The organism is Bacillus sp. BR3(2024) (assembly GCF_039134555.1).
Lineage (GTDB): Bacteria > Bacillota > Bacilli > Bacillales > Bacillaceae_G > Bacillus_A > Bacillus_A cereus.
Map to the genome: position 1 here is coordinate 1,937,364 of NZ_CP152433.1, position 22,404 is coordinate 1,959,767.

The window sequence follows — 22,404 nt, forward strand, 5'->3', positions numbered from 1 at the left end:
ATCAGAAATTGGAAAATTATATAATAGTTATGTGTGGTTATAAGTGAAGCTTATGAACTCAGTGGATCATTATATTAATTTATATAAAAAACTTTTTCGGAAAAATCGAACGAAATATGAATTACCTGCCAATATATAGTGTAAGACAAAGGAGGGCTGGAATATGAAGGGTGAAATAGATTACGCACATTTAATTCAATTAACTTTATCAGGCAATAAAGAAGCGTATAGCGAATTGTATGATGTAACGATTCAAGAAGTATATAAAACAGCACATTTTTTAATTGAAGATAAAACGGATGTAGATGATGTCGTTCAAGAAGTATACATACAGCTATATGAATCGCTTCGTAAATATGATAGCGAGAAGCCATTTCGCCCTTGGCTAATTGGGCTTGCGATTAAACAAATTCATTCTTATAGAAGAAAGAGATGGATGCGACTACGAATTATAAAAAAAGCAGAAGAGCAAAGAAAGCCAGTGCAAATTGATTTTTCTAACGATGTTGTAAGTAAAATATCAAACCAAAAACTAATCGAACTCATTCATAAATTACCGTATAAATTGAAACAAGTTATTATCTTAAGATACTTACACGATTATTCACAAGAAGAAGTAGCACAAATATTACATATTCCAATCGGTACAGTGAAATCTAGAATTCATGCGGCATTAAAGAAACTACGTCAAAAAGAGCAAGTAGAAGAAATTTTTTTAGGAGAGGTAGGGAATGTGAAATGAGTTTAGATTGTAGAGTTAGGGAATCTATACAAGAAGAAGCAAAGGGTATTGTTGCCCCGCCGGATTTAAAAGAAAAAGTAATCGTGCAAATAAAAATGAAGCACGGCGGGAGTAAGAGGAAGAAACGCCTTATCGCAGGAGTACTTGCAGCAGCTCTTTTAATCCCGACGACAGGTTTTGCGTACCAATCTATTATGGCGGATGGTATATATGGATCTTTTGAGAATTTAAAAAAACATGCCGGAGCAATGACATTAGAAACGTACATGCGTTTTAATGCAAAATTATCAGAAGCGAAAGATGAAATGGGTGCGAAGGAATATGAAGAGTTTACAAAAGAACTGAAAAAATTAACTAATGCAAAGCTTGCGTACGGAGATTCGAATGGTAATATAGATTATGATGGATTATCACCAGCAAAAAGAGAAGAAATGAAAAAGGTAAGTATGGGCCTTCAACCATACTTTGATAAATTAAATGGTCATAAATCTAGTAAAGAAGTATTAACGCAAGAAGAGTTTGATCGCTATATGGAAGCTTTAATGACACATGAAATAGTACGAGTGAAGACAAAATCAACTGGTGCAATAAAAATAGAAGAAGTACCTGAGGCGTACAAAGAAAGATTTATTAAAGCAGAGCAGTTTATGGAGTATGTAAATGAAAAGGTGCGATAAGTAAAAAGCTCAAAGCTTTAGCTTCGAGCTTTTTTTATTGAAAGAAAATAAAGTATTCAATTATACTTTTTCATCGTTGCATGATCCTTTTGTATAAAACAATCTAAAAGGGAATAACCAGCTATTAAACTAATAATCGTAACAAAAGTTGTATTTATTAGAATAATATTAACTAAATAAGGTAGGTATTCGGCAAGTGGTGAAAAGAGTAGTGCTGGGGAAAAGGAAATGAATAGTGTAGGCACTGTAATAGCAATAAATTTATCCGGTTGAAAGCTCCAGTTTTGTTTACTCGTTTCGCGATTAATAGATTGAAGGAATCGTAATAAAATGCCAACTATAAGAGGGAAGAGTGTAAAGTAGAATAATCTTGGATAAACGTTAAAGTTCACTTGTGCATCTGTATCTAAATAAAATTGAATTTTTACTCCTACAAATAATAATAAGACGATAAATAATGTGAAGCAGAGGTATAGCATCACTTTTTGCATTATATTCCACCATCCTTTACTCAAAATATATTCAAAAAAAGAAGAGATATACAATAACTACTGTTGTATATCTCTTCTTTTACTGTTAGTTAATAGTGGAGTTTGCTTTTTCTTGCTTCGTGAAATAATCAATAATGCCCATTGCGCTAATTTCTATATCTAAATGTAAAATATTATAAACGGAATGATCTGATGGAACGTTTAACTTTGTAAGATGAGAAGAGATTTTATCCATTAACAAAGTTTGTAAAGCTTTAGTCGCTTCATCGAAATCATTATACTTGTCAAAGACTTCCTTACCAGTCTGAACGAAAATAGGTAGCCAATGTTCCAATTGATTGTATACTTCTGTAACATGAGAGGATGCGCCGTAATGACCGAAATAAATAGTATCTACATTCATGCTTTGAATGTGATTTTTAGAAGCAATCATCGCATCTGGTTGGAATTGTGAAGGGGACGTTGATGGTAGATATAACTCTACATCAACGTCTGCGAGTTCTCTATAATAAATTCCAATTGTATCGCCAGTAAAAATCCCGTTTGTTAATGAATCGTGAATGCTAATATGGTGCTTCGCATGTCCTGGTGTATCATAAAATGTAAGGGTGCGGTCTTTTGCAATTTTTAACGTATCACCATGTTGTACAATATGAACACGTTCTTCTTCAATTGGAAGAATTGGGTCAAAGAGTTTATCGAAATCTTCTTTGTAGACAGCTTTTGCACCTAAAATGAGTTTTGTTGGATCAATCATATGACGAGCACCACGAGAATGCACATATAACGTAGCATTTGGGCACTTTTCCATCATTAAACCAGCTGCGCCAGCGTGATCTAAATGCACATGTGTAACGATAATGTTTTTAACATCGTTTAAATCAATATGTAATTGTTGTAAGCCGTCTAAAATATACGGAAGAGAAGGGGCTGCACAAGTTTCAATTAAAGTAATATCGTCACCTAATAAAACGTACGTACCTGTTCGTTCATTATGCTGTAAATCGAAATCATCAATAAGATATAGGTGAGAAGATAATTGCTCTACTTTTTTCATAGTTACCACTCCTTATATACTGCATGTTTTTATTATACGCTAAAATAGAAAAAAGGCAGAAAACGAAGCTCGTCTTCTGCCTTTTTGTAATATTATTATTTCGTTTGTTGTTTATTAATAGACATAATGAACAGTCCAACAATCCCGCCTACTAATGGAAGCATAATCTCTCCTGCTAAATTAAAGTAGGAGCTTAAGAATAAACCATTTACATCGATTACCCAGCCAGTAACATACAATAACATCATATATAGTACGAAATAAAACTCGCGATTTGAAATCGTTTCATGTTGTGCAGTTTTCATAATGAACACCATCCTTTTCTTTTATAATGGAATATAAACTGTCACATTTTGTTCACATTTCAATTGTAAAACTTTCCATCATAAAAGTCTAGTAGTTTGTGTCGAATTTTCGAACAGAAATAAAGCGCTATCATTGCAACTTATAAGTACGTAATAAGAGCTGTATATTCACGAATGTAGTATAGTATAAACATAGAATGATAGTGAAGAGAGGGGCAAAGACAATGACAGTTTATGATTTTTCAGCTAAAACAATTACAGGTGAAGAAAAATCGTTAAAAGATTACAAAGGAAAAGCACTTCTTATTGTCAATGTAGCTAGCAAATGTGGTTTCACACCACAATATAAAGGATTACAAGAGGTATATGATAAATATAAAGACCAAGGACTCGAAATACTCGGATTTCCTTGTAACCAATTCGGGGGACAAGAACCAGGTACAGAAGCGGACATTACTAGTTTTTGTGAATTAAACTACGGTGTAAACTTCCCGATGTTTGCAAAGGTGGATGTGAAAGGTGATAAGGCTCATCCTTTATATACATACATGACAGAACAAGCACCAGGTTTACTCGGTATGAAAGCAGTGAAATGGAATTTTACGAAGTTTTTAATCGGAAAAGACGGGAAAGTAGTAGGGCGTTTTGCGCCGCAGACGAAGCCGGTAGATTTAGAAGTTGAGATTGAGAAGGTGCTTGGTGAATAATTAGGAGTTTCACTTTATTAAAAAACGTCTCAAAGAACAATGTAGTTCTTTGAGACGTTTTTTAATAAACTCACATTTTCAAGATTAAATAACTGTATCAAAGCCATCTGATTTAGGTAGAGAAGCTGCTTTTTTCATAAGCACTTCCCATAAGTGTACAGATTTCTTCCATTCTTCTGCAGCCTGCTCCTGTTTATACATAGCGTTCTCATAACTGGCAGTAAGTTGTTGCATATCGGCCGAGTTGTAAAGTGTATCGATATGGAGAGCGTATTCTCGGAATGTTTGACTTTCACTCCGTGGTATGCCAATTCTCGCAAATTGTTTTAAAAGTGCACCGTAAGCTTTTTGATAAACAGCATCATTTTTTCGGTATTTATAGAAATGAATAATAAGAAATGTCATCCATTTCATTCTAGTGGTGAAGAGAATGTATCCTATAATACTAATTAGTATCGTAGAGAGGAATACGTACCACCAAGAAAAACTAGTTTTAGAATTTGTGACCTTTTTAGTAGAAGCTTCTTCTGTATTTTCTATTAAACTTTTAAGTTTTGCTTCATTATTTCGTTGTTGTATTTGCTCGTTATTAGAATTATTTGCTTCGCTATTTTGTGAAATAGGAGCAGGCGTATTATTTATAAAATTATAGGGATTAGTAAATCCTTTTGTCGGTTCGAATGGAATCCATCCGTATCCTGGGAAATATACTTCGACCCAAGAGTGTGCGTTATCGTTCGTGATTGTATAAACATCTGCACCTTCTGCAGAGGCAAGTGTATTGTCAAGAGTTCCTTCTGTATAGCCTTTTACCCAGCGAGCAGGAATCCCGGCAGAACGAAGTAGTACAATCATAGACGTCGAAAAATTATTACAGTAGCCACTTTTTGTATCGAAAAGGAATTGATCTACATAATCTTGGCTTTTGGCAGGGAATAAGACATTCGTTGATTCGTATGTAAAAGAGTTGTCTGTGAAGTAATTTTCAATAGCTAATACTTTATCATATCGGTTGTCTTTATCATTTGTAAGATTGACAGCCAAGTCTTTTACGCGCTGTGGTAATGACTCGGGAAGTTGTGTGTACTTTGTCATAAAATAAGGGTTTGTTTCTTGACCTTCATTTGTTTTTACAGCTTTCAAGTTTTCTATGGAAAACTCAGGGATCTCATATGTTACTTTATACGAATGTAAAGTAGTAGAAGAGTCTTCATTCATTGTATAAATTTTTTCTGAAAACGGGTCAACACTGTATGATACATCAGAAGAAGCCTCAACTGATACTAATCCTGCTGGATAGGTAAGGTGAGGGTAACTTTTTTGCATGGTAATTGTTGCCTCAGTCGTTTCCGTTTTTGTATTTTGTTCGTACCAGCTTACGACGTCGTTTTTATTTTTAAAAGAAATCTTTTTCGGATTTTCAGAAATTTCCCAGCCTTTTCCTGTATAGAAATCTTTTGTTTCTACTCTCCAATAGTGTTTGTTTTGCGTTCGTGCTGTGAAAACAATTGTAGGATCCGCCTTAAAAGGACCACCTAATCGCGAGTCATCTAAACCATACCCAATTGTAGAAACTTTTTGTTCTTTACTTGCTTCAGATGTGTTGAATTTTAAAAAATCCATTGGGTTTGGCCATTGAGGGCCAAATTTTGGAGCAAAGTATGCGATGGTTACTAATAATACAATAAATATTGTAAGTGGTCTAAGTAATTTTGAGATTTCCCTAGCATAATTTTGTAAGTGTTCACGCTCTTTTATTCGTTCTACTTGAAGAAGACTAAGCATAAAAAATCCGATGACAACAGTTCGAATAATAGCGTAGTTTGCATTGTATAAATGTAAGTTATGAAAAGTTGCGATATAAATAATAGTCAATACAAGAAATAGAAACCCACGTTTTTTATGAATAATCCAAAATGAAGTGAAAGAACTCAAAAACCAAAATGAGAGAAAAAATAAAACCGTCGGAAAAACTGGAGAAATATCTAGTAAATTCCCTTGGAAAAATAGGGAGGAATTTCGAGACATATCAGAAAAGAATGTTGTTAGCCAAGATGGATTTATAAAAGCATTTTTATAATATAGGGAATGAATGATAAATAGGACTGTGACAATTTTTATTGGAATCTGCCACCTCGTCTGAAAAAAAGAGAGAGCGAAGCAAATTCCTATAAATGTTACGAAAATATCTAATCTACCTACATTTGTAATGCCTATAAGAGGTCTTAGCCATTCTAGTAAAAGAAGAAATACACATGCATGCATAAAGAATCTGTTCGTATCCCACTTGTATTTTGTTTGTAATGTTATCATTTGCTCACCTCAAAAAACACGTTTGTATACCGGTTTTCATAAACCGTGTTTACAAATATTTGTCGTTTTTTTAGAGTTTCTATTATACTGATTTCTCGGTGTGAAAGTTGATTCGCTTTTTCTTTCACGACAAAAACCATACATTTTCTATTTTTTATAGCAGCACAATCAGCCGCCTTTTGAATATCGGGAGAAAGATTACTGGTCACGAGTATAACCGTGACGGGCTCATAAATTTTTCTTAGTTCCATGTCTACACTCTGGGAGAGCGGGAATACACTGTCTGCTTGCACTTTTGCTAAATGACAAAGGATTTGTTGTAACTGCGTATCTCCATTGTCTAAAGGGAAGATAGTTTGTTCTTTTCCGATAGACACGAATGATGCTGGTGAATTTTGTTTCAAGACAGCCCTTACGATAGAGGCAGTAAATGTGACGACTGATTCGAATAGAGGAGACTCGGTTCTGTCTATGAATATCATGACATTATGGCTGCGCTGCTGTTCAAACTCTTTTGTCATAATATTGTTTGTTCGTGCAGTTGCTTTCCAATCAATCCATGAAAAGCGATCACCAGGTTTATAGTCTCTGACACCGACAGAGATTGTAGAGTCTTTTGCTGAATTTATATTTGCTGAAAGCGCTCCTTGTTCGAAATGATTTTCCAATTGTTGATATGCTATATCTACATACTGGGGATAGACTAAAAATGTATCTGGAACTGAAAAAGTTACTTCTTTCTCTATCATGCCGAATAAATCGCCGGTTTTGACACGAACGCTTGAAAAAGTGTGCTCGCCTCTAGGGATTGTGTCAATAACATATTGAAACGAAATATTTCGTTTCAATCCTGGGAAGAGTACTACCTTATTCATCTTTGTTTGTTTACAACTTATAAATTGTGGTGGCAGTTCATCTTCTATAACTAAATAAAGTAAGGGAAAAGGAAATTTTCTGTTTATTGTAATCGTGCTTACAAATTGTTCTCCAACTACATATCCATTCTGGTTTGTTATTCGCTTTACTTCAGCGTCCCGTAAAGCGTAGAAGGGGAGTAGTAGCGAATAAAGAGCAATGGGAATTATGCTGTAAAACAAAAACCAACTGACAAACCCGCCTTGAAACATAGCGTATATAAATGTTAAGACTAGGCATAAAGGGAGTAGCAATAACTTGATAACGTGATATAGCGCTCGCAGCATTCGTTTTATCAAGGGTTCATCGTCCTTTGAGTAGGCACGGTAGTTCGTGCAACGATTTTTCCGATAACTTGTTCTCCTGTTATTCCTTCAAATTTTGCTTCCATTTTTAGAATGAGTCTATGTGCTAAAACGTAAGGAGCTAAAAATTTAACATCGTCTGGAATAACATAATTCCTGCCATGGATAAATGCATAAGCTTGTGAAGCTTTCATTAAAGCAATCGAGCCACGTGGACTTGCACCTAACTGTATAGAACTGTACGTACGAGTCTGATTAACAAGCTTTACAATGTAATGCTTAATTGCTTTGTCCATACTTACTACCCGTACGCTTTGTTGTAAATAAATTAATTCTTCTATTGTAGTAATGGTCTGTAATTGAGAGAGTGGATTTGTTTTTTCCATCCGGTTTAAAATTTCAAATTCTTCCTCTGGTGTAGGATATCCCATTTTTAGTTTCAATAAGAAACGATCGAGCTGAGCTTCTGGTAGAGAATATGTTCCTTCATATTCGACCGGATTTTGTGTAGCCATGACAAAGAACGGTTTTGGTAAAGGTCTTGTAATGCCATCTATTGTAATATTGCCTTCTTCCATACATTCAAGTAAAGCAGATTGTGTCTTTGGAGATGTACGATTAATTTCATCAGCAAGTACAAAATTCCCCATAATTGGTCCAGGCTTGAACTCAAATTGGAGCTCTTTCGGATTATAAATAGAAACTCCTGTTACATCTGACGGCAATAAATCAGGTGTAAATTGAATTCGCTTATAATCAGCATCAATGGATTTAGAAAGAGCACGTACTAGCATTGTTTTCCCGACACCAGGAACATCTTCTAATAGCACATGACCTTCAGCTAAGAGAGCTGTCAAAGCTAAGATTGTTTCTTTTCGTTTTCCGACCATTATTTTTTTAATATTATTGATTATTTTTTCTACAGTGGGATGTAATGAATCAAGCTGGGGCATCGTAATCCTCCTAATGTTATTATCGTTTTCTAATCAATTTAGTGGACATATTTCTAATTCTATATGTAGATAGTAAAACTTCTACCTTAAATTCTGAGAATATTCAGATTATTTATTTCGATTACATCTAGTATAATTGTTTCCGTAACTAAGGGCAATACAGTAAATAATGATTTGTAGTTTTATGTAAAATAAGACTCGATATAAAATAATAACATTGGGAAAAATATTTTTACATACAATTTATACTCTTTTCCTTATGGCAGTTTTGAAATAATATCAAAACTCTTTTTCTTTTGCAAAATAGTCGATACCTCAAAATACCATTCTCCTAATAATTAAGATTAACCATAATCTTCACAACGGAACACAAGATTTTCTCACAAACTTATTTTCTACTGAATTTTTGACAATCTCTTGAACTGTGCGAAATGTCACATCTGTATTTTACAACCTCTCTTATAGTAAGGGTATGTAAGAGAGACGTATTAAAGGAGTGAACAGTATGAAGAAAAAACCTTCAGCACTAATGAGACGTTTAAAATATTTTTCACCAATAGATCGTTATAACGATAATCATACACAAGAAACATATGAAGATCGCGAATGGGAAAATGTGTACAGAAAGCGTTGGCAGCATGATAAAGTAATTCGTTCTACACACGGCGTGAACTGTACTGGTTCATGTAGCTGGAATATATATGTGAAAGATGGAATTGTGACGTGGGAAGGGCAAGAGCTTAACTATCCAACGACAGGTCCTGATATGCCAGATTTTGAACCGCGAGGCTGCCCACGTGGAGCAAGTTTTTCTTGGTACATTTATAGTCCACTTCGTGTGAAATATCCGTATGTACGTGGTGTTCTTTGGAGTATGTGGCAAGAGGAACTACAAAATAACGAGTCACCACTAGATGCTTGGAAAAGTATTGTGGAAAACCCTGAAAAAGCACGTAAGTATAAGCAGGCGCGTGGTAAAGGTGGATTCATTCGTGTGAATTGGGATGAAGTGTTACAACTCGTTTCAGCTTCATTATTATATACAGTAATGAAATACGGGCCAGATCGAAATGTTGGCTTTTCACCAATTCCAGCTATGTCGATGTTAAGTCATGCTGCAGGCAGCCGCTTTATGCAACTTATGGGTGGACCAATGCTTAGTTTCTATGATTGGTACGCAGATTTACCACCAGCTTCTCCGCAAATTTGGGGCGATCAAACAGATGTACCAGAAAGTAGTGACTGGTATAACTCTGGTTACATTATGACATGGGGTTCAAATGTACCGATGACGAGAACACCAGATGCTCACTTTTTAGCAGAGGTTCGATATAAAGGAACGAAAGTCGTTTCTGTCAGTCCTGACTTCGCTGAATCTACAAAGTTTGCGGATGATTGGATTAGTGTGAAACAAGGTACAGATGGTGCACTTGCGATGGCAATGGGGCATGTGATCTTACAAGAATTTTACGTAGATAATCAAGTGGAATATTTCACAAAGTATGCGAAGCAATATACTGATTTTCCTTTCTTTGTCACATTGAAACAAAAAGGAGATCAATTCGTTGCTGATCGTTTCTTAAACGCTGCTGATATTGGACGCGAAACGAAGTTAGGAGAATGGAAACCTGTTCTTTGGAACGAGAACACGAATGATTTTGCAACACCTCATGGCACAATGGGCTCACGTTGGGATAACGAAAAGAAATGGAACTTGCGTTTAGAAGATGAAGAAACAGGTGAAAAGATTGATCCACGTCTTTCTTTACTTGGAATGGAAGAATCGATTGGAACTGTACAAATTCCGTACTTCTCTGATGATGGAAACAAAGTACTAGAACGTACAATTCCAGTGAAAAAGGTTATGACAGAAGAAGGCGAAGTGTTCGTTACAACTGTATACGACTTAACGTTAGCAAATTACGGTGTGAACCGAGGGCTTGGCGGACAAGAGCCGAAAGACTTCAATGATGACGTTCCGTTTACACCTGCATGGCAAGAGAAAATGACAGGAGTAAAACGTGAGCTTATTATTCAAATCGCTCGTGAGTTCGCACAAAATGCTGTGGATACGAACGGTCGCTCAATGATTATTGTCGGAGCTGGTATTAACCATTGGTTTAACTCTGATACGATTTATCGCGCCGTTTTAAATCTTGTACTTCTCGTTGGGGCACAAGGTGTAAACGGCGGTGGCTGGGCGCATTACGTTGGGCAAGAAAAATTACGACCAGCAGAAGGATGGCAAACAATCGCGATGGCAAAAGATTGGCAAGGGCCACCAAAATTACAAAATGGTACATCTTTCTTCTATTTCGTAACAGATCAATGGCGCTATGAAGATACACCAGTTGGACATTTAGCATCACCAGTGGAAGGAAACTCTCGTTATCAACACCACGGTGATTATAACGTTTTAGCGGCGCGACTTGGTTGGTTACCTTCTTATCCTACATTTGAGAAAAATGGAATTGAACTATATAAAGAAGCTGTTGCTGCTGGTGCAACAACACAAGAAGAAATCGGAAAATACGTTGCACAAAAACTAAAAGAAAAAGAACTGAAATTTGCGATTGAAGATCCAGATAACAAAAATAACTTCCCGCGCAACTTATTCGTATGGCGTGCGAACTTAATTTCAAGTTCCGGTAAAGGGCACGAATATTTCTTAAAACATTTACTAGGTACAACAAACGGATTAATGAATGACGATAGTGATTCATTACGACCAGAAGAAATTAAGTGGCATGAAGAAGCACCAGAAGGGAAGCTTGATTTACTTATTAATTTAGATTTCCGTATGGCTGGAACAGCGCTGTATTCTGATATCGTATTACCAGCTTCAACTTGGTACGAAAAACATGATTTAAGTAGTACAGATATGCATCCATTTGTGCATCCTTTTAATCCAGCAATCGGTTCACCGTGGGAAGCACGCTCTGACTGGAATATTTTCACTTCACTTTCTAAAGCTGTGTCAGATTTAGCGAAGAAAATAGATCTTGAACCAATGAAAGAAGTTGTTGCAACACCACTTCTTCATGATACACCGCAAGAATTAGCGCAACCACTTGGCAAGATTAAAGATTGGAGTAAAGGTGAATGTGAACCAATCCCGGGTAAAACGATGCCACAAATTCATGTTGTTGAAAGGGATTATAAAACGATTTATGACAAAATGACAGCACTTGGACCAAATGCCGGAAAACAACCGATTGGTACGAAAGGGATCTCTTGGTCAGCAGAAAAAGAGTATGAGCAATTAAAGAGCAAATTAGGAGTTGTTCGAACGGATACTATTGCGAAAGGTTGCCCAGACATTAAAGAAGCAATAAATGCTGCTGAGGCAGTATTAACACTTTCTTCTACAACAAATGGTCATATGGCTGTAAAAGCATGGGAAGCACTTGAAAAACAAACGGATTTAAAACTACGTGATTTAGCAGAAGAACGTGAAGAAGAATGCTTCACATTTGAACAAATTACAGCACAGCCAAAAACAGTAATTACTTCTCCAGCCTTTACAGGTTCTGAAAAAGGTGGACGCCGTTACTCACCATTTACAACAAATGTGGAACGTCTTATCCCTTGGAGAACGATAACTGGTCGACAATCTTTCTACTTAGACCATGACATGATGAAAGAATTTGGTGAAACGATGGCAACATTTAAACCAATTCTGCAACATAAACCGTTCCGTAAATCACGGCCCGAAGTAGAAGGGAAAGAGATTACACTAAACTATTTAACACCGCATAATAAGTGGTCGATTCATAGTATGTACTTCGATTCATTACCGATGTTAACGCTATTTAGAGGTGGTCCAACTGTTTGGATGAATAAAGAGGACGCTGCTGAAGCGGGTGTTGCAGATAATGATTGGATTGAGTGCTTTAATCGTAACGGTGTTGTTGTAGCGCGTGCTGTTGTAACGCATCGTATACCGAGAGGAATGGCATTTATGCACCATGCGCAAGATCGTCACATTAACGTACCTGGTACGAAATTAACAAGTAACCGCGGGGGAACGCATAATAGTCCAACTCGAATTCACGTAAAACCGACACATATGATTGGTGGATACGGTCAATTAAGTTATGGATTTAACTATTATGGTCCGACTGGGAACCAGCGCGATTTAAACGTTGTAATTCGCAAACTGAAGGAGGTAGATTGGCTTGAAGATTAAAGCACAAGTCGGAATGGTAATGAACCTAGATAAATGCATCGGCTGCCATACTTGTAGCGTAACGTGCAAAAACACCTGGACAAATCGTCCAGGTGCTGAATATATGTACTTCAATAACGTAGAAACAAAACCTGGAATTGGTTATCCGAAACAATGGGAAGATCAGGATAAATATAAAGGCGGCTGGGAATTGAAAAATGGTGAAATTCAGCTGAAATCTGGTTCGAAAATGAAACGTCTTATGAACATTTTCCACAATCCAGATCAACCAACAATTGATGATTACTTTGAACCTTGGAATTATGATTATGAAACATTAACAAATAGCCCACAGCGTAAACATCAACCAGTTGCTCGTCCGAAATCAGCAATTACAGGCGAATTTATCGACAAAATTGAATGGGGTCCAAACTGGGAGGACGATTTAGCAGGCGGACATATAACAGGATTACAAGATCCGAACGTAAAGAAAATGGAAGAAGAAATTAAAACAGATTTTGAAAACGTCTTTATGATGTATTTACCACGCATATGCGAACATTGTATGAATCCATCGTGCGTATCATCTTGTCCATCTGGTGCAATGTATAAACGTGAAGAAGACGGGATTGTACTTGTGGATCAAAATGCATGTCGTGCTTGGAGATTCTGCGTATCATCTTGTCCATATAAAAAAGTGTATTTTAACTGGCAAACGAATAAAGCTGAAAAATGTACAATGTGTTTCCCACGTATTGAGGCTGGTATGCCAACAATTTGTTCAGAAACATGTGTAGGACGTATCAGATATATTGGGGTAATGCTATATGACGCTGATAAAGTAAAAGAAGCAGCGTCTGTTGAAGACGAAAAAGATTTATATGAATCTCAGCTTACTGTTTTCCTAGATCCAAATGATCCAGAAGTGGCAGCTGAAGCGAAAAAACAAGGCATTCCTGAAGAATGGATTAAAGCGGCACAACAGTCACCAATCTATAAAATGATTATCGATTGGAAAATTGCTCTACCTCTTCACCCAGAGTATCGTACAATGCCAATGGTTTGGTATATCCCGCCGCTTAGCCCAATTATGAATATGGTGGAGGGAAAAGGTAGTAACTGGCAAGCAGAAGAGATTTTCCCTGCTATTGATAATATGCGTATTCCAATTCAATATTTAGCGAATTTACTCACTGCAGGAGATGAATCACATATTCGTCTTACATTGAAAAAAATGGCTGTTATGCGAACGCATATGAGAGCAATGCAAATTAATAAAGAACCAAATGAAGCTGTATTAAAAGAACTTGGCTTAACGAAACAGGATGTAGAAGATATGTATCGTCTTCTTGCTATCGCAAAATATAAAGATCGTTTTGTTATCCCGACATCTCACAGAGAACAAGTTGCAGATTTATATAGTGAACAAGGAAGCTGTGGTTTATCATTCGCAGGTGGTCCAGGCTCTTGTATGACAATTTCTTAAATAATGGGGGCGGAAAAATATGAAACAAAGTTTACAAACTGCTTTTTCATGTTCTTCATTTCTTCTCTCCTACCCAGAAATCGGGTGGAGAGAAACTTTAACTGAATTACAAGAAGAGATGGAAGCGATTGAACAGGACGATGTTAAAGCTTCACTTACAGCATTTATAAAACAAGCGCTAAATAAAACGAACGATCAACTCATTGATGGTTACGTATATACATTTGATTTTGGTAAAAAGACGAATATGTATTTAACGTATATGAACACTGGTGAACAAAGAGAAAGAGGGATTGAATTACTAGAGTTAAAGCAGCATTATAAAAAATCAGGTTTTGAAGTAACAGATAAAGAATTACCTGATTATTTACCGCTATTGCTTGAGTTTTTTGCAAATGCAAATGAGCAAGACAGTGAACCAATTATGAGTAAATACAAGGAGAACATACAAGCATTACACGTTCAGTTAAAAGAAGCAGGTAGTATGTATGAACCAATTCTTGCGGCTGTTCTACTCGCTATCGATACATGGGGTGTACAGACAAATTAGAAAGGAGAGTTGTTAAAATGATGGATCAATTTCTATGGGTATTGTTTCCCTATATCATTTTTGCAATCTTTATCGGTGGACATATTTTTAGATACAACTATGATCAATTTGGATGGACATCAAAATCTAGTGAACTATTAGAAAAGAAAATGCTCCGAATCGGAAGTCTATTATTCCACTTTGGGATTATGTTCGTAATTGGCGGTCATGTTATGGGGATTTTAATTCCAGAAGCTGTATACTGTTCAATAGGTATTTCTGAGCATATGTATCATGTAGTAGCAATTAGTTTTGGGCTTCCGGCAGGTGTTGCTTCTATCATCGGTTTAATTATATTAACGTACCGCCGCGTAACTGTAAAACGTATCATTGCAACGAGTACAAAGGGAGATTATATTGCGCTTATTTTATTACTTATCGTAATGCTAGCAGGACTTTCTTCAACATTTTTAAATATCGATTCAAAAGGATTTGATTATCGTACAACAATTGGCCCTTGGTTCCGAAGTCTCTTTATTTTCCAACCGAAAGTTGAATATATGATGGAAGTACCAGTATGGTTTAAAATTCATATTCTTGCGGGAATGGGGCTTTTCGCAGTATGGCCATTTACTAGACTGGTACACGTATTTAGTGCCCCAATTAAATATATAAGCCGTAGCTATGTAATTTACAGAAGACGTATTCCTAATGAGCTGAAAAAATAATTTAGTTTTATATGTTTCGTAATTTATAAAGAAAGCCGAGATCTAATTGGAGACCTCGGCTTTCTTTGTAGGTATAAGTATCTAAATAAGACGCTAATCAATACTACAAACAGAAGCAGAACAATCTTCACAAGCAATTTCACATTTTAAAAATTGTAAATCGTGTATTGTAATCTTTCCTTTATGAATAGAAATTGTACCTTGCTTTTTTAATTCATTTAACATTCGATTTACACTTTCACGTGAAGTTGCACAGAAATTAGCAAGTTCTTGATTCGTTAATGGTAAATCGATGAGAATACCATTTTCCTTTAAAACACCATAACTATTTGTCATTCGTATGAGAGTAGAATATAGGGCACCTTTTTTGCCATGTAATACTAAATCTCGGAACTTCGTTTGCATTCTTCTTAAATGTTCACTAATCCATTTCATAAATTCAAATACAAGAGCTGGTTTTTGGAGTAATTCTTTTTCTAACGCTTCACGCTTTATAACGCCTACTTCAACATCTTCAAGGCATTTTGAATTTAATAAATACTTCGCATTATCCGTGAACAATGTTAATTCTCCAATAATGTCGTATGCCGAACAAATTCGAAGTGTTAGTTCTTGTCCGTCAGCACTAAGTTTACTAATTTGTACTTTTCCTGAGTGGATGATATAGAGTTCGGTTGCCTCCATACCTTCCTGAAAAATAAAACTACCTTTTTTAATTTGCATTTTATATTCAACAGATGCAAGTAATTCTTTTAAATCTTGAGATAATGTCATACTGTTTGCCACAGCAATCACCTTTCTTCTTATAAGCAATACATTTCCTATTTTGAGTGTAAATATGATGAAAATGCAAGAGCTATTTTAAAAATAATGTAAAATTTCAATGACCGTAAAGAGTATGGCCTGAAGATGTGAACAAAATGCGAACGGATTTGTGAAAAGTTTTTGAATGGGGAAAGTGATGTGAGAAAAGTCACATTGAATATGTAGCTTCTTTTTTATAATAAAGGCAAATAAAAAAATGAAAGCTTACTAAGGATTGCAGCAGAAAAGAAGGGATAGAGATGCACGAGAACATAAAAGATTCTTTAAAGCGGCCACTCCAAGATTTACGTATTTCAGTTATTGATCGTTGTAATTTTAGGTGTACATACTGTATGCCTGCTGAAGTGTTCGGACCTGATTACGCTTTTTTAAAGGAAGAGCTTTTATTAACGTTCGATGAAATAGAAAGGTTAGCGAGATTATTTATAAGTATGGGAGTTAATAAAATTAGGCTTACTGGCGGTGAACCTTTATTGCGTAAAGACTTATCGACGTTAATTGCAAGACTTACAAATCTAGAAGGCTTACAAGATATTGGACTCACAACAAACGGAATTCATTTAGCAAAACAAGCTAAGGCGCTAAAAGAAGCAGGATTAAAGCGTGTGAATATTAGTTTAGATGCAATAGAGGATCATGTCTTCCAAAAAATTAATGGAAGAAATGTAAGTACGAAACCTGTACTGAAAGGAATTGAAGCAGCGAAGGAAGCTGGATTAGAAGTAAAGGTAAATATGGTCGTAAAAAAAGGGATGAATGATAGTCAAATTCTTCCTATGGTTCGTTATTTTAAAGAACAAGAAATACAGTTACGTTTCATTGAGTTTATGGATGTAGGCAGTACGAACGGATGGAACTTTGAGCAAGTCGTTACGAAGAAACAATTAATAGAGAAAATTAATCGTGTATATCAAATTGAACCTGTTAAACCTCGTTACTTTGGAGAAGTTGCGAAATTGTATCGATATGTAGGAAGCGATGCCGAAGTTGGATTTATTACTTCAGTATCTGAGTCATTTTGTTCTTCTTGTACGAGAGCCCGTATTTCGGCAGATGGTAAGTTTTTTACGTGCCTATTTGGAGAAAAAGGAACGGATTTGCGAACGCTTCTTCGAGAAAATATTTCTGATGCCTCACTATTAAAAATTTTACAACATACATGGCGATATAGAACAGATCGATATTCAGATGAAAGAACGGTTGAGAGTGCAAGTAAACGTCCAAAAGTTGAAATGTCTTACATTGGTGGATAGTGAAAGGAGGATTTCTTATGCAAGAGCGTTATTCAAGACAAGTGTTGTTTTCTGGAATTGGTGAAATGGGACAAAGAAAAATAAGAGAAAAGCATGTGCTCCTAATCGGTGCGGGTGCACTAGGAGCTGCAAATGCAGAGGCTCTTGTTAGAATGGGAATTGGGAAATTGACAATTGCTGATCGTGACTACGTTGAATGGAGTAATTTACAACGGCAACAGTTATATACAGAAGAAGATGCACACCAGTGTAAACCGAAAGCAATTGCAGCGGCAGAACATGTAAGAAAGATTAATTCTGATGTGGAAATTGTACCAGTTGTAACGGACGTCACAATGCAAGAAATGGAAGAGTTAACGAAAGAAGTGGATCTCATATTGGATGCGACTGACAACTTTGATACGCGTCTACTTATAAATGACATTTCACAAAAAGAAAATATACCTTGGATATATGGTGGATGCATTGGAAGTTATGGTGTAACGTACACAATTCTTCCAGGAAAAACACCATGTTTTCGCTGCTTAATGGATCATCCTATGGGCGGTGCAACATGTGATACAGCGGGGATTATTCAGCCAGCTGTACAAATGGTCGTTGCTCACCAAGTGACAGAAGCAATGAAAATATTGGTGGGTGATTTCGAGGCGCTGCGAGGAACAATGTTATCATTTGATATTTGGAACAATCAGTATCTCTCATTGAAAGTGAATAGGCAGAAGAAAAATACATGTCCATCTTGTGGGAAATCACGAACGTATCCAAGTTTAACATTTGATGCACAGATGAAAACGGAAGTGCTATGTGGACGGAATACGGTTCAAATCCGTCCAGGGATAAAACGTGTTCTTCATTTAGAGGAAATTGAAAAACGATTACATAAAAGTGTACATGTCCAAAAAACGCCGTACTTGCTATCATTTCTAATTGATGAATATCGTTTCGTTTTATTTACAGACGGTAGGGCATTTATTCATGGAACAAATGACGTGAAAATAGCAAAACGATTATACGCAAAATATATAGGCTGAATAGAAAGTGAGTTTCACTTTCCAAAAACGAGGTGAAAAAGAATGTTATTAAAACGTAATCCAATTCCAGTGGCAGAAGCAGTTGCACGAGTAATGGAATATGCTTATCAGGGTGAAATAGAAGAGGTTTCTCTTATAGAAAGCTACGGTAGAACGCTTGGAAAAGATGTTATTGCAGATCATGATGTCCCGCATTTTGATCGCTCTCCGTACGACGGGTTTGCGATTCGAGCAGAAGATACGAAAGAAGCAAGTAGCAGTAATCCCATTCTGTTTGAAGTGATTGGTGAAATTGGAGCAGGTTTTGTTTTTACAGAAGATGTGAAAGCATTTCAAGCTGTCCGTATTATGACAGGTGCGGCAATTCCTGCGGGGTGTAATACAGTAGTTATGTTAGAGCTAACGGAAGGATTTGAAGAAAACGAAAAGACTTATATGAAATTGAAACGCTCCTTTGTTGCTGGGGATAACATTTCTTTTAAAGGAGAAGATGTAAAACAAAATAGCATTCTGGTGAAAAAAGGGACTGTTATTAATCCTGGAGTAGCAGCACTTCTTGCTACGTTTGGTTATAGTACCGTACGCGTTGTAAAACAGCCGGTTATTGGAATTGTAACGACAGGAAGTGAACTGCTTGAAGTACATGAACAATTAAAGACAGGGAAGATTCGAAATAGTAACTCCTATATGATAGCTGCGCAAATTGAACGAGCAGGCGGAGTTGTACGGTATTATGGACAATTCGCTGACGATTTTGAGACGTGTTATAACACTGTGGAAAAAGCGATAAAAGAAGTCGATATTTTAATTACAACTGGTGGCGTTTCGGTAGGAGACTATGACTATTTACCTGCCATCTATGAGAGATTACGAGCTAATGTACTTTTTGACAAAATAGCGATGCGACCAGGAAGTGTGACAACTGTAGCTGAGGTAGAAGGAAAATTACTATTTGGTCTATCTGGTAATCCTTCTGCTTGTTATGTCGGTTGTGAATTATATGTTAGACCAGTGATTGGAAAATACTTGCATAGGGAAGATTTGCACATATATCGTGCAGAGGCAATTTTACAAAAAGACTTTCCGAAAGCAAACCCATTTACTCGTTTTGTAAGAGGGAGAGTGGAAATTGTAGATGGGCAATTACAAGTTACACCAGTTGGTTTAGATAAATCTAGCGCAATTTCTTCACTTGCAGAAGCGAATGCATTTATCGTTTTGCCAGGGGGAACGAGAGGATTTAAAGCTGGAATTACTGTTTCAGTACTGTTATTAGAATCAAACAACGGAAGTGAGTGGCCGTGGGAAGAGCCGCTTCGATCATACAAGTAATAGAAAAATAGGTTGCTAACTTATATAAAGATAAGAGGTGCAAAATGACACATACGTATTATGAAGTAATTGATACACCTATTTCAATTGAAGAAGTTACAAACAAAGTAATTCGTCGTGAGTGTGGTGCGGTTACTACTTTTATTGGTACTGTTAGAGAATTTACGAAAGGTCGACGTACACTTTGTTTAGAGTATGTAGCTTATAAGACAATGGCGGAGAAACAGCTTGAGAGAATTGGCACTGAAGTAGGAGAGAATTGGCCGGGGATATATGTCGCTATTACACATCGCATTGGTACATTACAAATTTCTGATTTTGCTGTTGTCGTTGCTGTTTCTACACCACACCGGAAAGCTGCATATGAGGCGAACGAATATATTATGGAGCGTATTAAACAAATTGTTCCAATTTGGAAGAAAGAGTTTTGGGAAGATGGTGAGTCATGGATAGGTGATCAGTTAGAGAGGGTAACATATGCAAATGGTGAGCCTAGAAAGGAGATGAGAATATGATTGAAGTGCTATTATTTGCACATTTACAGGAAGAAGTAAGTAAGTCGTCATTGCACATAGATTGTGAAAATATTACAGTTGCGAAGCTGAAGGAAGTACTCATTAAGAAATACAACATAGCAATTTCAAACGAGATTATGGTCGCGATAAATGAAGAGTATGCAAATGAGAATGACATCATTCAAACTGACGATATCGTAGCAATGATTCCGCCAGTAAGTGGTGGTTGATTCTTTTCAGCCTAATCATGTTAGGACGTAATTAGGCTGGAGAGAATGAATATAACTATGCATACATAGGAGGGAACAGGATGAAAAGTCCTAATTTTCAATTAAGTTTACAAACTTCTAATCTAATTATCGGTTTTATGGTATGGGTCATTTTATCATCATTAATGCCTTATATTAAAGCGGATATTCCATTAACTGCGGGACAAATTTCTATGGTCACAGCAGTACCTGTTATTTTAGGCTCTATTCTTCGTATTCCAATTGGTTATTGGACGAATCGTTTCGGAGCAAGAAAATTATTCTTTATTAGTTTTATTCTATTGTTATTTCCTGTCTTTTATATTAGTGTTGCTAATTCTATGATGGATTTAATTATTGGTGGATTATTTGTAGGAATTGGTGGAGCTGTATTTTCAGTAGGGGTAACCTCTTTACCAAAATACTTTTCGAAAGAGAGCCACGGTTTTGTAAATGGTATTTACGGTGTCGGTAACGCCGGAACAGCAATTACTTCGTTTTTAGCACCTGTCATTGCAACTTCAGTTGGCTGGAGAACGACAGTACAATGTTATTTAGTTTTACTTGCAGCATTTGCACTTATGAACTTTTTATTAGGTGATCGTAAGGAGAAAAAAGTGAATACACCATTAATGGAACAAATAAAAGGTGTATATAAAAATGAGAAACTTTGGTTTTTATGTATCTTTTACTTTTTAACATTCGGATCATTTGTCGCATTTACAGTATACTTACCAAACTTTCTAGTATCTCATTTCGGATTAGAGAAAGTAGATGCAGGTATGCGGACAGCCGGATTCATCGTACTCGCAACAATTATGCGTCCGATTGGTGGTTGGCTCGGTGATAAGTTTAATCCATTTAAAATATTAATCTTCGTATTTATCGGTTTAACACTATCAGGTATTATTTTATCATTTATGCCTAGTATGAACGTGTATACATTTGGTTGCTTACTAGTAGCATTTTGTGCAGGGATTGGTAATGGTACAATCTTCAAACTCGTTCCAATGTATTTCTCAGAACAAGCTGGTATTGTAAATGGTCTCGTATCAGCTTTAGGTGGACTAGGAGGATTCTTCCCACCGCTAATTTTAACATTACTATTCCAATTAACAGGTCATTATGCAATTGGATTTATGGCGCTATCAGAAGTCGCACTTGCTTGTTTAATCATTACAGTATGGATGTATAGCCAAGAGAAATTGTTAGTGATGTTAAAGAATCATTAATAAGGAAAAAGAACCATCCCAAAGTATATTGGGATGGTTCTTTTAGTAATAGGCTTCAACATGTTTTTATTGATATCTCAATAAACGCTTGTTTTCTATAAGAATGTGTTTTTAAAATGAAAAACAGAAGGCTTATGGAATTTTATTTTAAAATATAGAAGTCAAAAGTTATTCATTTAAAGGGTAGATTAGTGAAGGAAATCTTAAATCTATTCTAAAGATCGAACTCATTTTTAGAATGCAAATATTTAATTGAATCGGGATGTTTAGATGAAAAAAATATAAGTCCACTCAAGATAAACAAGTATCAGGTGTGTTAGGTGGTTTAAGCGACAAGTATGGGATTGATATAAGTATTCTTCGCATAGTAACTGCAGTATCAGATTTTTTTTAGGGCCAAATTTTTTGGTAAGGCTAACGGATATTGTGAAAAAAGTACTACACTAAAGAATACAGTTTAGTTCGATAAGATAAAATTATGAATTTGTATAAATAATCCATAATTTTCTTTATGAGTTATATTTGATATGTTAAAGAAAAGAGAGGGGAGGGAAATGAAATAAGAATTTTTGATGAGCATTTTCATATTATC

Annotated in this window: 20 protein-coding genes and 1 pseudogene; 14 read left to right on the plus strand and 7 right to left on the minus strand. The window is 36.0% G+C overall.

All coding sequences use genetic code 11. The features are described from left to right. Positions 1 to 163: 163 nt before the first annotated feature. Both V7S45_RS10080 and V7S45_RS10085 read left to right on the plus strand, forming a co-directional pair. Positions 164 to 742 (plus strand): sigma-70 family RNA polymerase sigma factor, encoded by a 579-nt coding sequence (locus V7S45_RS10080; protein WP_000675556.1) that lies wholly within the window; start codon positions 164 to 166, stop codon positions 740 to 742. Further along, a complete protein-coding gene (locus tag V7S45_RS10085) occupies positions 739 to 1,419 on the plus strand; it encodes a DUF3600 domain-containing protein (RefSeq protein ID WP_088345913.1) in 681 nt (226 codons plus the stop codon). Before V7S45_RS10080 ends, V7S45_RS10085 begins: the two co-directional genes overlap by 4 nt. A 56-nt stretch (positions 1,420 to 1,475) precedes the next feature. Here V7S45_RS10085 and V7S45_RS10090 read toward each other — a convergent pair whose 3' ends face one another. The 3 genes from V7S45_RS10090 to V7S45_RS10100 all read right to left on the minus strand — a co-directional run bounded on the left by V7S45_RS10090 (position 1,476) and on the right by V7S45_RS10100 (position 3,272). Then, positions 1,476 to 1,910: a hypothetical protein gene (locus V7S45_RS10090; RefSeq protein WP_025688285.1), complete on the minus strand. Its 435-nt coding sequence runs from the start codon at positions 1,908 to 1,910 to the stop codon at positions 1,476 to 1,478. Between the two features lie 85 nt (positions 1,911 to 1,995). After that, positions 1,996 to 2,967, minus strand: a complete 972-nt coding sequence (locus tag V7S45_RS10095) for an MBL fold metallo-hydrolase (protein ID WP_025688287.1) — start codon at positions 2,965 to 2,967, stop codon at positions 1,996 to 1,998. Between the two features lie 95 nt (positions 2,968 to 3,062). Next, the gene (locus V7S45_RS10100; RefSeq protein ID WP_000844984.1) at positions 3,063 to 3,272 is read right to left on the minus strand and encodes a DUF3925 domain-containing protein; all 210 of its coding nucleotides are present in this window, start codon (positions 3,270 to 3,272) and stop codon (positions 3,063 to 3,065) included. Positions 3,273 to 3,496: 224 nt separating this feature from the next. Here V7S45_RS10100 and bsaA point away from each other — a divergent pair, with 224 nt between their 5' ends. Further along, positions 3,497 to 3,979, plus strand: a complete 483-nt coding sequence (gene bsaA, locus V7S45_RS10105; RefSeq protein ID WP_000219440.1) for a glutathione peroxidase — start codon at positions 3,497 to 3,499, stop codon at positions 3,977 to 3,979. Positions 3,980 to 4,063: 84 nt separating this feature from the next. Here bsaA and V7S45_RS10110 read toward each other — a convergent pair whose 3' ends face one another. Genes V7S45_RS10110 through V7S45_RS10120 form a run of 3 tightly spaced genes read right to left on the minus strand, consistent with a single transcriptional unit; the run spans position 4,064 to position 8,465 of the window. Next, positions 4,064 to 6,292, minus strand: coding sequence for a transglutaminaseTgpA domain-containing protein (locus V7S45_RS10110; protein ID WP_025688291.1), 2,229 nt, complete (start codon positions 6,290 to 6,292; stop codon positions 4,064 to 4,066). Further along, positions 6,289 to 7,503 carry a DUF58 domain-containing protein gene (locus V7S45_RS10115; protein ID WP_342761912.1) on the minus strand — a complete coding sequence of 405 codons (1,215 nt, stop codon included), beginning with the start codon at positions 7,501 to 7,503 and terminating at the stop codon, positions 6,289 to 6,291. The genes V7S45_RS10110 and V7S45_RS10115 overlap by 4 nt, the downstream gene beginning before the upstream one ends. Continuing rightward, positions 7,503 to 8,465: a MoxR family ATPase gene (locus tag V7S45_RS10120; protein WP_025688295.1), complete on the minus strand. Its 963-nt coding sequence runs from the start codon at positions 8,463 to 8,465 to the stop codon at positions 7,503 to 7,505. Before V7S45_RS10120 ends, V7S45_RS10115 begins: the two co-directional genes overlap by 1 nt. A 505-nt stretch (positions 8,466 to 8,970) precedes the next feature. Here V7S45_RS10120 and V7S45_RS10125 point away from each other — a divergent pair. Genes V7S45_RS10125 through narI form a run of 4 tightly spaced genes read left to right on the plus strand, consistent with a single transcriptional unit; the run spans position 8,971 to position 15,376 of the window. Next, positions 8,971 to 12,654: a nitrate reductase subunit alpha gene (locus V7S45_RS10125; RefSeq protein WP_025688297.1), complete on the plus strand. Its 3,684-nt coding sequence runs from the start codon at positions 8,971 to 8,973 to the stop codon at positions 12,652 to 12,654. After that, entirely contained in the window at positions 12,644 to 14,119 is a 1,476-nt protein-coding gene (narH, locus tag V7S45_RS10130) for a nitrate reductase subunit beta (RefSeq protein ID WP_025688298.1), read from the plus strand. The genes V7S45_RS10125 and narH overlap by 11 nt, the downstream gene beginning before the upstream one ends. Positions 14,120 to 14,138: 19 nt before the next feature. Then, positions 14,139 to 14,669 carry a nitrate reductase molybdenum cofactor assembly chaperone gene (gene narJ / locus V7S45_RS10135; protein WP_025688299.1) on the plus strand — a complete coding sequence of 177 codons (531 nt, stop codon included), beginning with the start codon at positions 14,139 to 14,141 and terminating at the stop codon, positions 14,667 to 14,669. A gap of 17 nt (positions 14,670 to 14,686) precedes the next feature. Then, on the plus strand, positions 14,687 to 15,376 hold the full coding sequence (narI, locus tag V7S45_RS10140) for a respiratory nitrate reductase subunit gamma (protein WP_025688300.1): 690 nt from the start codon (positions 14,687 to 14,689) through the stop codon (positions 15,374 to 15,376). 93 nt (positions 15,377 to 15,469) lie between these two features. On the opposite strand, the gene V7S45_RS10145 is transcribed toward narI, so the two are convergent. Then, on the minus strand, positions 15,470 to 16,162 hold the full coding sequence (locus tag V7S45_RS10145; RefSeq protein ID WP_000013859.1) for a Crp/Fnr family transcriptional regulator: 693 nt from the start codon (positions 16,160 to 16,162) through the stop codon (positions 15,470 to 15,472). Between the two features lie 278 nt (positions 16,163 to 16,440). On the opposite strand from V7S45_RS10145, the gene moaA reads away from it, so the two are divergent. The 7 genes and pseudogenes from moaA to V7S45_RS10180 form a co-directional block, all read left to right on the plus strand. Further along, on the plus strand, positions 16,441 to 17,454 hold the full coding sequence (gene moaA, locus V7S45_RS10150) for a GTP 3',8-cyclase MoaA (protein WP_025688303.1): 1,014 nt from the start codon (positions 16,441 to 16,443) through the stop codon (positions 17,452 to 17,454). 17 nt (positions 17,455 to 17,471) lie between these two features. Then, positions 17,472 to 18,485 carry a molybdopterin-synthase adenylyltransferase MoeB gene (locus V7S45_RS10155; protein WP_025688305.1) on the plus strand — a complete coding sequence of 338 codons (1,014 nt, stop codon included), beginning with the start codon at positions 17,472 to 17,474 and terminating at the stop codon, positions 18,483 to 18,485. Between the two features lie 42 nt (positions 18,486 to 18,527). Further along, complete coding sequence (gene glp / locus V7S45_RS10160) at positions 18,528 to 19,817, plus strand: gephyrin-like molybdotransferase Glp (RefSeq protein ID WP_025688306.1); 1,290 nt, start codon at positions 18,528 to 18,530, stop codon at positions 19,815 to 19,817. Between the two features lie 44 nt (positions 19,818 to 19,861). Continuing rightward, positions 19,862 to 20,332 (plus strand): molybdopterin synthase catalytic subunit MoaE, encoded by a 471-nt coding sequence (gene moaE / locus V7S45_RS10165; protein WP_025688307.1) that lies wholly within the window; start codon positions 19,862 to 19,864, stop codon positions 20,330 to 20,332. Then, a complete protein-coding gene (gene moaD, locus V7S45_RS10170; RefSeq protein WP_025688309.1) occupies positions 20,329 to 20,562 on the plus strand; it encodes a molybdopterin converting factor subunit 1 in 234 nt (77 codons plus the stop codon). The genes moaE and moaD overlap by 4 nt, the downstream gene beginning before the upstream one ends. A gap of 80 nt (positions 20,563 to 20,642) precedes the next feature. Beyond that, complete coding sequence (gene narK, locus V7S45_RS10175; protein ID WP_025688312.1) at positions 20,643 to 21,812, plus strand: nitrate transporter NarK; 1,170 nt, start codon at positions 20,643 to 20,645, stop codon at positions 21,810 to 21,812. A gap of 313 nt (positions 21,813 to 22,125) precedes the next feature. Beyond that, positions 22,126 to 22,203 (plus strand): annotated as a pseudogene (locus V7S45_RS10180) (hypothetical protein); the annotation flags it as partial. Between the last annotated feature and the right edge of the window lie 201 nt (positions 22,204 to 22,404).